Raw genomic sequence first — 12800 nt, forward strand, 5'->3', positions numbered from 1 at the left:
GTAGGCACCTGCTGGCGCGTTAGACAAACGGCACGCATTCTACCTGCCCGCTTTTCGCATCACAATCCCTGTTGCGCTGCCAGGCGATAAACGCACGGAGGTCAGGCAATTTCTGCAATTAACAATTTTAGTATGTTGTAACTAAAAAGCATTTAAAACCGAAGACAATAACCAACAGGTTATTGCCCATCCAGTCCGCGAATCGGTTTGACTGATGACCAGGTCCGGCATGACGGACAGTGCCAGTAGAGCGCATGAGCCGTAAAGCCGCATTTCTGGCAGCGATAACGTGGTTTCGTGCGGATTTGCTCGCCGACCAGATCGCGCAGCACCATCAGGCTCTCTTTAGCACGACCATCCTCCGCTTCATGCAGGTGAAACTCCATCAGACGATGGAATACGCGCATGTTGGGGTGACGCTGTAACTGGTTATTGATGTAGTTTTGCGCCGCTTCCGCGCCCTGCTCCTGCTCCAGAATCGCGGAAAGATACAGTTCCGCCGCGGCGCCGGTGTTCTCTTCCACACAGCGTTTAAGAAATGCGGCCCAGGCGTCGGGCTGATTAAGACGCTGAAAACAGGTTTCCAACATCGGCAGCGTTTCACTGACCAGCTCTTTATCCTGATCCAGAACACGCTGCAGATGCTCGATAGCTTTGGCGTGCTCCCCTTTCTCCATCAGGATGCGCCCCATCATAATCGAGACGCGTGCGCTCTGACGATCGGCTGACTCCCCCTTTTTCAACAGGGTCATCGCCCTGTCGAGATCGTCGCTGCTCATGGCCTGCAGCGCGAGTTCGCAATAAAAATGGGCAATCTCACCCTTCTGCTTGTCTTTGCCCAGTTTCACCAGCCGCTCAGCCACCTCGATAGCCTGAACCCAGTCGCTGGTTGCCTGATGAATAAGCAACAGCTGTTGCAGTGCACCGATCCTGAAATCTGTCTCATCCGTCAGCTGTTTGAACATGTCTTCGGCGCGGTCATAAAGACCTGCTGCCATATAGTCACGCCCCAGTTGCTGGATGGCCAGCAAGCGTTGTTCGTAGCTTAGCGACGCGCTTTCCATTAAAGACTGATGAATTCGAATGGCGCGGTCAACCTCACCGCGCGAACGGAACAGGTTGCCAAGGGTCAGGTGCGCTTCAACCGTGCCGCTGTCTTCCTTGAGCATGTCAAGAAACAGATCGACCGCTTTATCCTGCTGGTTGGAGAGTAAAAAGTTTACCCCTGCGACGTAGTCACGAGACAGGCGGTTTGATTCCTGTTGCTTATCCTGCTGCGCGCTTCGGCGGCCCATGTACCAACCATAGGCAGCGGCGACAGGAAGTAACAGAAACAGCAGCTCTAACATGGAGACTTATTCCTGCGCGGCCGGCGGTAGCGGTTTACCGACAGGCGCTGGCGTGCTCTGATCAATCTGTGTCTGCAGGCGCTTAACTTTACGTTGTGCATTGGCCAGAGAGACCCGAAGGCGTAACCAGAAGAGTCCGCAGATAACCCATCCCAGCAAAAAACCGACGCCGAAAAGCGTCGCCAGTAACGTAGAGATACGGAATTCACCCTGCGCCAGCAGATAGTTAAAGGTGATAACCTGGTCGTTGTGCGCGCCAAGGGTCACGGAAATGATAAAAATGACCAAAACCACTAAAAAAATCAGCAAATATTTCACAGTGCATCCCGTTGTGAGGTTGTCGAATAGAATTATGCCAAAATTACGGCAAAAATACTGCTCCCGGCCGCATCAGACGAAGAGCTTTTGCTCAGTTTCAAGATAAAGATATGGTGCTGAACGGCGCAATTACAATCCTTGTTCCCGTTCAGCCACCTCCTGCTTCTCTTCCGGTGGCAGGCTGAGCGGCCCACAGAAGCGTTGAGCGAGCCAGGTTGCCACCACGACAAACACCCAGGAAATGAATGTTGCCACGGCCAGATCGCGCGGCCAGTGCATGCCCAGCAGCAGGCGACTGCCCATGACGCCTGTCGCCCAGAGTCCGACAAGCACAATCGTTTTGTAATGCCGGCGTGGCCAAAGTAAACCGATGACCAGTAAGGCCCAACTGGCGGCAAACATCGTGTGTCCGGACGGGAAGGCAAACCCTGTTTCAAAGGCCCAGTGCTTTTTCAACCAGCCCGGAATATGGGATTCATCCGCAATCAGCGCCGTGACGCGCTGGCCACGTTGCTCACGATTCAGTTGGTAAAAGGTCTTGTCGTCCAGCCCGTGGGTTTTCTCCAGCCAGACGACATAGGGCCGGGGTTCCTGCACCTGCTCTTTGATAAAGGATTTTGTGTATTGACCGGCCAGAATGGTGGCATTCATGATCACCAGGAGCAGCAGCGCCGGTTTGAGCCTGAAACGCAGGCACCACAGCACCCACGCGCTAAAAATCAGGCTGGTCAGCATTCCCCACGGCCGTGTGACCGTTTCGGTCATCCAGAACAAGACCTTAAGAAAGGTATTACTTTCGCCAGGCTGCCATTGCCAACCGGACAACCATACTGCAACCGGCATAATAAGCAGCAGCAGCATTCCCGCCAGCGTCCGTTGAAAGATTTTAATCATCCCTTTTCCTTTTCCCCGGTAAAAACCTGTTGCGAAAGCATAACTTTAGCTTAAAAAAGAATAACATAACCTTTTAAGATTAGATAATCGTGCTTTATCACAACAATCGTTTACACAGATTAACAGCCTGCCTCGCGGTTGTGGCACAATATTCCACGTTTGTCGGGCCGCATCGGCCTGTGCACTATTATGATGATAGTGCATCCTTTGAGGGTTCTGGAGAGTCACATGCAGCTTAAACGGGTGGCAGAAGCCAAACTGCCCACGCCATGGGGAGATTTCCTGATGGTAGGTTTTGAAGAACTGGCAACCGGTCATGACCATGTTGCCCTGGTCTTTGGCGATATTAACGATAATCAACCAGTCCTGGCTCGTGTTCATTCCGAGTGTCTGACTGGCGATGCGCTGTTCAGCCTGCGTTGCGACTGCGGCTTCCAACTTGAAGCGGCCCTGAATGCCATTGCTGAAGAAGGCCGCGGTGTACTGCTCTATCACCGCCAGGAAGGTCGTAACATCGGCCTGCTGAATAAAATTCGTGCCTATGCGTTGCAGGATAAAGGCTACGACACCGTTGAAGCCAATCATCAGTTGGGCTTTGCCGCTGACGAACGTGACTTCACGCTGTGTGCCGATATGTTTAAGTTACTGGGCGTAAATGAAGTTCGGCTGCTCACTAACAATCCGCGGAAAGTGGAAATTCTGGGTGAAGCCGGGATCAATATTGTTGAGCGGGTGCCGTTGGTTGTCGGGCGCAATCCTGAGAATGCGCACTATCTTGATACCAAGGCAGAAAAAATGGGTCATCTTCTGCCGAAGTCCTGAATGAAACAGCCGGGTTTCCCCGGCTGATTTATCAGTTCAGCATGTTACGAATTACGTAGTGCAGAATACCGTCGTTTCGGTAATAGGTCAGTTCATTACCGGTATCAATACGGCAACGCGTATCCAGCTTCTCCTGACTGCCATCTGCGCGCGTTAGCGTGACAGAAACGGTGCATCCGGGTTTAAGCTGTGCCAGGTTTTCCACATCTATCGCCTCATCCCCTTTCAGACCTAACGTTTTACGCGTCACGCCCTGAGGGAACTCCAGCGGCAAAATCCCCATACCAATCAGGTTGGAACGGTGAATACGTTCGAAGGATTCCGCAATTACCACGCGGACGCCTTGCAAACGCGGCCCTTTCGCCGCCCAGTCACGGCTCGATCCTGAACCGTACTCTTTACCCGCAATCACCGCCAGGGGAATGCCGTCAGCCTGATATTTCATCGCCGCGTCATAAATGGCCAACTGCTCACCGCTGGGGTAGTGTTTGGTGTAACCCCCTTCCACGCCGGGCACCATTTCATTTCGAATACGGATATTCGCAAAGGTCCCGCGCATCATCACTTCGTGGTTGCCGCGCCGTGAACCGTAGGAGTTAAAATCATTCCGCTCCACGCCGTGGGACAGCAGATAGCGACCGGCCGGACTTTCCGCTTTGATGCTACCGGCTGGCGAGATGTGGTCAGTGGTGACCGAATCGCCAAGAATCGCCAGCAGGCGCGCGCCATGAATATCCTGAACCGGCTTAGGTTCTTTTTCCATGTCGTCAAAGAAGGGCGACAGGCGAATGTAGGTTGATCCTTCATCCCAGTCGTAGGTAGCCGCTTCACTTACCTTAATGGCCTGCCACTCTGGCGTGCCGTTAAATACCTCAGCGTACTCTTTGTGATACATATCGCTGGTGACCTGCTGGACGGCGGTCGCAATCTCTTCAGGTGAAGGCCAGATGTCTTTCAGAAATACCGGCTTGCCCTGATGATCGTGACCGAGCGGGTCGGTTTGCAGGTTGATTTTCATATTACCTGCCAGCGCATAGGCGACGACCAGCGGTGGCGATGCCAGCCAGTTGGTTTTAATCAGCGGATGAATACGGCCCTCGAAGTTGCGGTTACCGGACAGGACGGCCCCTACCGTTAAATCCCCTTCTTTGATGGCCGATTCAATCTCATCCGGCAGCGGACCCGAGTTACCGATACAGGTTGTACAACCGTAGCCCACAAGGTTAAAACCCAGTTTATCGAGATGAGGTGTCAGCTGCGCGACCGCGAGATAGTCGGAAACCACTTTAGAACCCGGAGCCAGCGACGCTTTGACCCACGGCTGGCGTTTTAATCCCCGCTCAACCGCTTTTTTCGCCAGTAACCCTGCGGCCATCAGCACGCTGGGGTTAGAGGTGTTGGTACAGGAGGTAATCGCCGCAATCGCGACCGCGCCATCGGTCAGCGTGTGGCTCAGGCCGGTCTCGCTGTCGGTATAGTCGACCTGCTTATGCGGTTTCTGTGCATGGTTCACTTCCAGCTCATTGCTGGCATCGAAAGCGGCGGGCACATCACCCAGCGAGACGCGATCCTGCGGACGTTTCGGTCCGGCCAGGCTCGACTCGACATCATTCATATCGAGCGCAAGGCTACTGGTGAAAATTGGTTCATCGCCGGCATTACGCCACAGGCCCTGTCGCTTAGCATAGTGTTCCACCAGTGCCACCTGCTCGGCATCGCGTCCGGTTAGCGTCATATAGCTGAGTGTGACTTCATCAACCGGGAAAAATCCGCAGGTTGCGCCATATTCCGGTGCCATATTAGCAATGGTGGCACGGTCGGCCAGCGGCAGATCAGCCAGGCCATCACCATAGAACTCGACAAACTTCCCGACAACGCCATGCTTACGCAGCATTTGCGTGACGGTAAGTACAAGGTCGGTTGCGGTGATGCCCGCACGCAGTTTCCCGGTTAGCTTGAAACCCACGACGTCGGGGATCAGCATAGAAACCGGCTGGCCAAGCATGGCGGCCTCTGCCTCAATCCCGCCCACGCCCCAGCCGAGTACACCCAGGGCATTGATCATGGTGGTATGAGAATCGGTTCCGACTAACGTATCAGGCCAGGCGTAACGTTCACCGTTAATGTTCTGCTGCCAGATCGCTTTGCCCAGGTATTCCAGGTTCACCTGATGACAGATACCTGTGCCTGGCGGTACCACCCGAAACTGATCAAAAGCCTTTTGGCCCCAGCGCAGAAAAACGTAGCGTTCATGGTTGCGCTCCATTTCCAGCCGCACGTTTTCTTCAAATGCGTTATCGTCACCGAAATGGTCAACCGTGACAGAGTGGTCGATAACCAGATCGACCGGCGACAGAGGATTCACTTTGGCGACGTCGCCGCCAAGACGACTCACCGCCTCACGCATGGCGGCCAAATCCACCACGGCAGGCACGCCAGTGAAGTCCTGCATTAATACACGCGCAGGGCGATAGGCAATTTCCCGATCGCCATGGGCCGTTTTCTGCCAGTCGACCAGTGCCTGGATATCCTCTTCCGTGACTGAATCACCGTCCTGCCAGCGCAGCAGGTTTTCCAGCAGAACTTTCATGGATTTAGGCAAACGATCAATGTTGCCGAGATGTTGTGATGCGCGAGGTAGACTGAAGATGTGATAGTTTTGATTATCTACCTGCAGTGTTTCCTGACTCTGCTCGCGTAGGGTTGACGACATAGCTCCTCCTTAATAATCATGGTCTTTAAACCTCAGAGACAACAAGGTTTAGCTTAAAGATAGACCACTTTTCTGTTAACGTTTTGATTACAACACCAATTGCTACAATCTGACGCAAACAAAAATGCCCCGTAAAATTACGAGGCATTATTTATTAACAGGAAACGATATATTACAAGGCTGCCCAAAGTGCTGCCATCCACACGCTAAAAGAGAAAGCATAGGCACTGAACCAGGTCATTTTAATCATATTCATAAGATCACTCCTGCGCCGAATGGGCAATAGAAAGCCGCACTACCAACCGTTTTAACGGATGACATCTTTTATGCTACGTGTGAAAGGCTTTTTTAAGCAGCCGAATGACAGAAGATGTGTCGAAAAGAAAAGAACGATAATTAATTATTTTACTTTCGGGTCCAGAAACGACTCGATGAAATTGCGTTGATGTTCGTTGAGATCCCAGCTTTCCGGGATAGACACTTTTTCCGCCTTTGCAACCGGCTCTTTAGCTTTGTAGCCAGAGAGGCGATGCTGACGAGTGGTCATTGTGTGCTTATGGCAGAGTGCGTTTGCCCACATGGCTTAACCCCAGATGCGCCAAATCATTAACGCTACAACAACCCAAAACAGCGCTGAGGCAGCAAATACAGTTAACCAGGCGTTGCGACGAGTGTTACCGGAGCGCTTAACCTTGGTGCTTTTAGCCGGGAAACCCGGGTCTACAGTCAGTCTCGTAGTCATAGTTTTTGATAATCACTCTCAACAAAACGATTGATAACATCGATTAAGATTTAGGACGAATCCTAAACCCGTTAAGGCCAAAAATCCAGTAATTTTTATTGCACAAAACGATTAACGCAATTTATCAAAATGGTAAAAATTACTTAAGTGATGATTAATGACTTATTCCAAATAAACGTAAACGGCAGTGACAAAAATTTGAGTTAATTTAACTTTAGATCCAGTCATTACTAAACCCGTCTTTTAATCACCCCCTAATTAACGCTTCTCCATCAAGGCTTAACTGGAGTATGGGAATTATCCTGGCAGCCCGCAAAGATATCGCGTCAAAAATGTGTTGTGTTTCGCATTTAAGATACAGCAAACATTAAACATGTGATCGACGCAGCATTAACAAAAAAATAATAAAACTTATCAACCTAAGCATGGCGCTAACATTCAAACAAAAAAAAGGCTGCACAAGGCAGCCTGAGACTAAGGGATTGGACATCTCTGTTACTTAAACGGCAGTTTGATATCTTTAAACATGGCTTCAATATCTTCGTTTGAGCGTAGTGCGACAGCCGTATCAACGACATCTCGCGTCAGATGAGGCGCAAAGCGCTGGATAAAGTCATACATGTAGCTACGCAGGAAGGTGCTGCGACGAAAGCCAATCTTGGTCGTGCTGTTGGTGAAAATTTCAGAGGCTTCGATTCTGACCAGGTCTGGATCGGCAACGGGATCGACGGCCATGCTGGCGATAACGCCAACCCCTAACCCCAGTCGGACATAGGTTTTGATAACGTCCGCATCCGTCGCGGTAAAAACGATACGCGGCGTTAATCCCGCCCGCATAAACGCGGTATCCAGCTCCGAGCGACCGGTGAAACCAAAGGTATAAGTGACCAGCGGAAAATCGGCCAGCTCCTCAATCGTTACCTGCGCTTTAGCTGCCAGAGGATGATCGGGCGTGACAACGATGGCGCGGTTCCAGTGATAGCACGGCAGCATGATCAGGTCGTCGTACAGATGCAGCGCTTCCGTAGCAATGGCAAAATCCGCATTTCCCTTGGAGACCGCCTCGGCAATCTGCGTTGGGGAGCCCTGATGCATATGCAGTGAAACACGGGGATAGCGCTCGATAAATCCTTTGATCACGCCCGGGAGGGCATAGCGAGCCTGAGTATGGGTAGTCGCCACATACAGGGAGCCCTTATCTGGCCAAGTATGTTCACCGGCGACAGACTTGATTGCGTCGACTTTAGAGAGGACTTCGCGGGCAATACGAATGATTTCTTCACCGGCCGGCGTCACCTGGGTGAGATGTTTACCGCTGCGGGCAAAAATCTGCACGCCCAGTTCGTCTTCTAACATACGCACCTGTTTGCTTATGCCAGGCTGCGAGGTATAAAGACCTTCCGCTGTCGAAGAGACATTAAGATTGTGGTTCACGACTTCTACGATATAGCGCAACTGCTGTAATTTCATATCTTTTTTTATCCTGGTCGGTTACAGAGTCGCATCCCCGGATGACGTACTGTCGCCCCGGCCGGTGGAGGAGTGCTGAGCAGCAAGAAGGGTTCGGAAATGCTATAACCACTATAGCATTTTAAGAAACAATGTAGAACGGATTGATATAAGGCGAGAAAAAAGGCCAGCGTGTGCTGGCCTCTGAGGATTACTTTTTCGCTTCCTGCCACTTGCCGTCAATGTAAAACGCTGACCAGCCCGTCGCTTTACCCTCTTTTTCAGAGGCAACGTACTGTTGTTTCGTTTTACGGCTAAAGCGCACCAACGTTTTATTGCCTTCCGGATCGGTTGCTGGCGCTTCGGCCAGGTATTTCAACTTCTCAGGCAGGCGATCGTGGAAACGTTGCAGTTCCTCCACCAGCGGTGCACGGGTTTCACGTGACTTTGGAAAGGTGTTAGCGGCCAGGAACACACCCGCCGCACCGTCGCGCAGCACAAAGTAGGCATCTGACTTTTCACACGGCAGTTCTGGCAGCGGCACCGGATCTTCTTTCGGTGGTGCCACATCGCCATTACGCAAAATTTTACGTGTATTCTTGCAGTCATCGTTGGTACAGGCCATGTACTTACCGAAACGCCCCATCTTCAGGTGCATTTCAGACCCGCACTTTTCGCACTCAACCACCGGACCGTCGTAACCTTTGATTCGGAACTCGCCCTCTTCGATTTCATAGCCATCGCATTCAGGGTTGTTACCACACACGTGCAGTTTGCGTCCGTTATCAATCAGGTAGCTGTCCATTGCCGTGCCGCACTTCTGGCAACGACGACGTGCGCGTAACGCATTGGTTTCCGCATCGTCCCCTTCCAGAATATTCAGCACTTCATTTTCTGGAATCAGGTTAATGGTTTGCTTGCAGCGCTCTTTCGGCGGCAGTGCGTAACCTGAACATCCCAGGAAAACGCCGGTACTGGCCGTGCGAATGCCCATTTTGCGGCCGCAGGTGGGGCAGTCAATGGTGGTTAACACCATCTGGTTTGGCTGCATGCCGCCTTCTTCAGGATCTTTCTCCGCTTGTTCCAGCTGCTGGCTGAAGTCTGAGAAGAAGCGATCAAGCACCGCTTTCCACTCCGCCTGATTGTTGGCAACCTGGTCGAGGCTGCTTTCCATATGCGCGGTGAAATCGTAATTCATCAGTTCGCGGAAATTTTCTTCCAGGCGATCGGTGACGATTTCACCCATTTTCTCGGCATAAAATCGGCGATTCTCAACCCGGACATAGCCCCGGTCCTGAATGGTGGAAATAATAGCGGCATAGGTCGAAGGCCGGCCAATTCCACGTTTTTCCAGTTCGCGCACCAGCGAGGCTTCGCTGAAGCGAGCCGGTGGCTTGGTAAAGTGCTGGCTTGGCAGCAATGCCTGCAGGCTCAGTTCGTCACCCACGTTCACCGGCGGCAAGGTGCGATCTTCATCGTTCTTGCGCAGGGCGGGCATGACCTTAGTCCAGCCGTCAAAACGCAGCGTGCGCCCTTTGGCCTTCAGTTTGTAATCCCCCGCTGTTACCGTCAGCGTGGTTGAATCATACTGAGCAGGTGTCATCTGGCAGGCAACAAACTGACGCCAGATGAGCTGATACAGCTTTTGTGCATCCGCTTCCATATCTTTGAGCTGCTCAGCCACCACATCCACGTCAGAAGGACGAATCGCTTCGTGCGCTTCCTGTGAATTCTCTTTGCTGGCAAAGGTATTGGCGTTGTCTGGCAGATACTTTTTACCGAAATTCCCTTCGATATAGCCGCGCACCATGGAAACCGCGTCCTGACTCAGATTGGTCGAGTCGGTACGCATATAGGTGATATGACCCGCTTCATAAAGTCGCTGTGCCATCATCATGGTTTTTTTGACGCCAAAGCCCAGGCGGGTACTCGCGGCCTGCTGCAGCGTAGACGTAATAAATGGCGCACCGGGTTTACTGCTGGTTGGCTTATCTTCGCGATCGGTAACGGCAAAGCGGGCTTTTTCAAGCAGCGCCAGGGCGGCATGCGTCTGTTCGTGATTGACCGGACGGAAAGGTTTATCACCCGCGTGAGTCACGTCCATCGCCAGGTCATCGCCCTTAGGCGTGGTCAGGTTAGCGCTGAGTTCCCAATACTCTTCAGGAACAAACGCTTTGATCTCGCGCTCACGCTCAACCACTAACCGCACGGCAACCGACTGTACGCGGCCCGCGGATAATCCCCGCGCGACTTTTTTCCACAACAGCGGCGAAACCATGTAGCCCACAACACGGTCCATAAAGCGGCGTGCCTGTTGCGCATTAACGCGGTCAATATTCAGTTCGCCCGGCGTATCAAACGCCTGACGGATCGCATTTTTGGTGATTTCGTTAAACACCACGCGGCTAAAGCGTTTGTCGTCGCCGCCGATGACTTCCCGCAGGTGCCAGGCAATGGCTTCCCCTTCGCGGTCAAGGTCGGTTGCGAGATAAATGTGGTCAGCGTTTTCAGCCAAGGCTTTGAGTTCAGCGACCACCTTCTCTTTATTTGGCAGGATTTGGTAGTCCGCTTCCCAGCCATGATAGGGATCAACGCCCATACGGCTGACCAGCGCGGCCTTCTCGTCCTTCTTTACTTTTTTGACTTTTTTATCTGTCGAGGTTTCAGCACTTTTTTTGGCGGTTGAACCACTGGTCGGCAGATCCCGGATATGGCCCACGCTGGATTTCACCACGTAGCCACTGCCCAGGTATTTATTGATTGTTTTGGCCTTTGCCGGGGACTCAACAATAACGAGTGCTTTACCCATATTTACCTTTACCTAATGAATACGTCCTGCTCTACGGGAGAGGATTGGATGCCCAAAAACCCACGGGGTTCAATATTGCTACGCCTGTTTTTTATTTCAGGACGAGGGGCTCAATCTCTGGTCAGTGATTACAGTCCAATGCAACTTTATGATAAAAATCGCTTTTTCTGCCTGACTTAATCGCACTTCCCGGTGCAATATCCCTGGAATCTGAAACGCCCACACTGTACCTGATAAAATCTGTTACGCAACTTAATTAGCATCTGTTGTGAGTAAAGCCCCTTTTTACCCCTGCAGCCGTTTGTCGAACGATGCGATACGCAAGTAATATAGAAAGAATTGTCAGACTGTCAAAAAGGAGCCGACACATGCACAACCCGACTCAGGGTATTTCGCCCCAGGCACTACTGGAGATTGCCAATGCTCTGCTCAGGCAACATGATGATTATTTAGCCGGTGTCTCGGTGGAGGCGGTCAGTCAGCAGGGTGATGTGCTGGTCTTCCGTGGCCCGCTTTTTTTGGATGAAGAAGGGTTGCCAACGGCAAAAACCACCGCGGTCTTCAATCTCTTTAAACACCTGGCGGTTGAGCTGTCTCCCCGCTACCACCTGCAATAACAACAAACCCGGCCGAAGCCGGGTTTGTACTCATAACATCGGTTTATCACCGCGTTGCCACCACTTTAGCAGCAGGCGTTCAAATACCTGTCCTGAACTGTGGGTCAGGCGATCGATTCTTGAACGGCGACGCACGTAGTTCACGCCCAGCACGGTAAATTTATCCATGTGCTGAATAATCAGATCGTCACTGGTTGAAATACGATCGATCAGGCCTAACGTCAGGGCCTGGCGTCCGTACCAGTGCTCACCGGTGGCGACACGGTCGATGTCCAGTGACGGGCGCATTTCGTGAACGAACTGCTTAAACAACAGATGTGTTTCATTCAGATCCTGCTGGAATTTCTCACGCCCTTCCTCCGTGTTTTCACCAAACAGTGTCAGGGTGCGTTTGTACTGGCCCGCCGTGTGTAGTTCAACATCGATATCGTTGCGCTTGAGCAGGCGATTGAAGTTAGGAATTTGCGCGACAACGCCAATTGAACCTATGACCGCAAAGGGTGCCGCCACGATCTGGCTGGCAACACAGGCCATCATGTAACCGCCGCTGGCCGCGACCTTGTCAACGGCAGCCGTAAGTGTTAATCCGGCGTCACGCAGGCGTTGCAACTGAGAGGCGGCGAGACCATAGCCGTGCACCATGCCACCCGGGCTTTCCAACCGCAGCAGGACTTCGTCACCGGGCTGGGCCACTGCCAGTACGGCAGAGACTTCTTCACGCAATGATTTCACTTCGCTGGCATCTATGCTGCCGTTAAAGTCGAGCACATAAAGCGTCGGCCTGGCGGTCTCAAGGCTGCCCTGCTTCACTGCGCGTTTCTCTGCTTTAGCCTTTTGTTTCTCGGCTTTCTTATTATTTTTTAACCACAGCTTTTGTGCCTGAGGTTTCATTTTCTCAAGCTGCAGATCCTCTTTCATTTTGCTGTAGTCATCACCGAGGTGGGTTAAACGGAGTTGCCCACCCTGGTGACGTTTGCGCTGTGCGGCGTTCACAACGATCATGACGATCGCTGCAATGGCAATCACCACCGTCACCGCTTTTGCTAAAAACAGTCCATAATTCAAAAGAAGTTCCATCGTGTCGCCT

At 52.1% G+C, this 12800-nt stretch carries 11 protein-coding genes; 2 read left to right on the forward strand and 9 right to left on the reverse strand.

All coding sequences use genetic code 11. The features are described from left to right. Window positions 1–179: 179 nt before the first annotated feature. The 3 genes from lapB to pgpB all read right to left on the reverse strand — a co-directional run bounded on the left by lapB (window position 180) and on the right by pgpB (window position 2561). Entirely contained in the window at window positions 180–1349 is a 1170-nt protein-coding gene (lapB, locus tag ACPXSQ_RS06895; RefSeq protein ID WP_013025926.1) for a lipopolysaccharide assembly protein LapB, read from the reverse strand. A 6-nt stretch (window positions 1350–1355) separates the two neighbouring features. After that, window positions 1356–1667 carry a LapA family protein gene (locus ACPXSQ_RS06900; RefSeq protein ID WP_014593805.1) on the reverse strand — a complete coding sequence of 104 codons (312 nt, stop codon included), beginning with the start codon at window positions 1665–1667 and terminating at the stop codon, window positions 1356–1358. Window positions 1668–1796: 129 nt separating this feature from the next. Then, window positions 1797–2561 (reverse strand): phosphatidylglycerophosphatase B, encoded by a 765-nt coding sequence (gene pgpB, locus ACPXSQ_RS06905; RefSeq protein WP_426143229.1) that lies wholly within the window; start codon window positions 2559–2561, stop codon window positions 1797–1799. Window positions 2562–2789: 228 nt separating this feature from the next. Here pgpB and ribA point away from each other — a divergent pair, with 228 nt between their 5' ends. Then, window positions 2790–3383 (forward strand): GTP cyclohydrolase II, encoded by a 594-nt coding sequence (gene ribA, locus ACPXSQ_RS06910; RefSeq protein WP_015700216.1) that lies wholly within the window; start codon window positions 2790–2792, stop codon window positions 3381–3383. Window positions 3384–3414: 31 nt separating this feature from the next. On the opposite strand, the gene acnA is transcribed toward ribA, so the two are convergent. From acnA to topA, 5 genes are all read right to left on the reverse strand, one after another. Continuing rightward, window positions 3415–6096: an aconitate hydratase AcnA gene (acnA, locus tag ACPXSQ_RS06915; protein ID WP_014605739.1), complete on the reverse strand. Its 2682-nt coding sequence runs from the start codon at window positions 6094–6096 to the stop codon at window positions 3415–3417. 400 nt (window positions 6097–6496) lie between these two features. Continuing rightward, window positions 6497–6643, reverse strand: coding sequence for a hypothetical protein (locus ACPXSQ_RS06920; RefSeq protein ID WP_227022862.1), 147 nt, complete (start codon window positions 6641–6643; stop codon window positions 6497–6499). 36 nt (window positions 6644–6679) lie between these two features. Further along, window positions 6680–6838 (reverse strand): YmiA family putative membrane protein, encoded by a 159-nt coding sequence (locus tag ACPXSQ_RS06925; RefSeq protein WP_013025931.1) that lies wholly within the window; start codon window positions 6836–6838, stop codon window positions 6680–6682. A gap of 495 nt (window positions 6839–7333) precedes the next feature. After that, window positions 7334–8308, reverse strand: coding sequence for an HTH-type transcriptional regulator CysB (gene cysB, locus ACPXSQ_RS06930; protein WP_013025932.1), 975 nt, complete (start codon window positions 8306–8308; stop codon window positions 7334–7336). 190 nt (window positions 8309–8498) lie between these two features. Beyond that, window positions 8499–11096 (reverse strand): type I DNA topoisomerase, encoded by a 2598-nt coding sequence (topA, locus tag ACPXSQ_RS06935; protein WP_013025933.1) that lies wholly within the window; start codon window positions 11094–11096, stop codon window positions 8499–8501. Window positions 11097–11464: 368 nt separating this feature from the next. On the opposite strand from topA, the gene ACPXSQ_RS06940 reads away from it, so the two are divergent. Continuing rightward, window positions 11465–11713 (forward strand): YciN family protein, encoded by a 249-nt coding sequence (locus ACPXSQ_RS06940; RefSeq protein WP_064352532.1) that lies wholly within the window; start codon window positions 11465–11467, stop codon window positions 11711–11713. A gap of 30 nt (window positions 11714–11743) precedes the next feature. On the opposite strand, the gene sohB is transcribed toward ACPXSQ_RS06940, so the two are convergent. Continuing rightward, a complete protein-coding gene (gene sohB / locus ACPXSQ_RS06945; RefSeq protein ID WP_013025935.1) occupies window positions 11744–12790 on the reverse strand; it encodes a protease SohB in 1047 nt (348 codons plus the stop codon). Window positions 12791–12800 lie beyond the last annotated feature (10 nt).

The organism is Pantoea sp. EEL5, from assembly GCF_049892805.1.
GTDB lineage: Bacteria > Pseudomonadota > Gammaproteobacteria > Enterobacterales > Enterobacteriaceae > Pantoea > Pantoea ananatis.

Coding starts and splice junctions, on each gene's coding strand:
- lapB (WP_013025926.1), bottom strand. CDS start 1,349: ATGTTAGAGCTGCTGTTTCTGTTACTTCCTGTCGCCGCTGCCTATGGT.
- pgpB (WP_426143229.1), bottom strand. CDS start 2,561: ATGATTAAAATCTTTCAACGGACGCTGGCGGGAATGCTGCTGCTGCTT.
- ribA (WP_015700216.1), top strand. CDS start 2,790: ATGCAGCTTAAACGGGTGGCAGAAGCCAAACTGCCCACGCCATGGGGA.
- acnA (WP_014605739.1), bottom strand. CDS start 6,096: ATGTCGTCAACCCTACGCGAGCAGAGTCAGGAAACACTGCAGGTAGAT.
- ACPXSQ_RS06920 (WP_227022862.1), bottom strand. CDS start 6,643: ATGACCACTCGTCAGCATCGCCTCTCTGGCTACAAAGCTAAAGAGCCG.
- ACPXSQ_RS06925 (WP_013025931.1), bottom strand. CDS start 6,838: ATGACTACGAGACTGACTGTAGACCCGGGTTTCCCGGCTAAAAGCACC.
- cysB (WP_013025932.1), bottom strand. CDS start 8,308: ATGAAATTACAGCAGTTGCGCTATATCGTAGAAGTCGTGAACCACAAT.
- topA (WP_013025933.1), bottom strand. CDS start 11,096: ATGGGTAAAGCACTCGTTATTGTTGAGTCCCCGGCAAAGGCCAAAACA.
- ACPXSQ_RS06940 (WP_064352532.1), top strand. CDS start 11,465: ATGCACAACCCGACTCAGGGTATTTCGCCCCAGGCACTACTGGAGATT.
- sohB (WP_013025935.1), bottom strand. CDS start 12,790: ATGGAACTTCTTTTGAATTATGGACTGTTTTTAGCAAAAGCGGTGACG.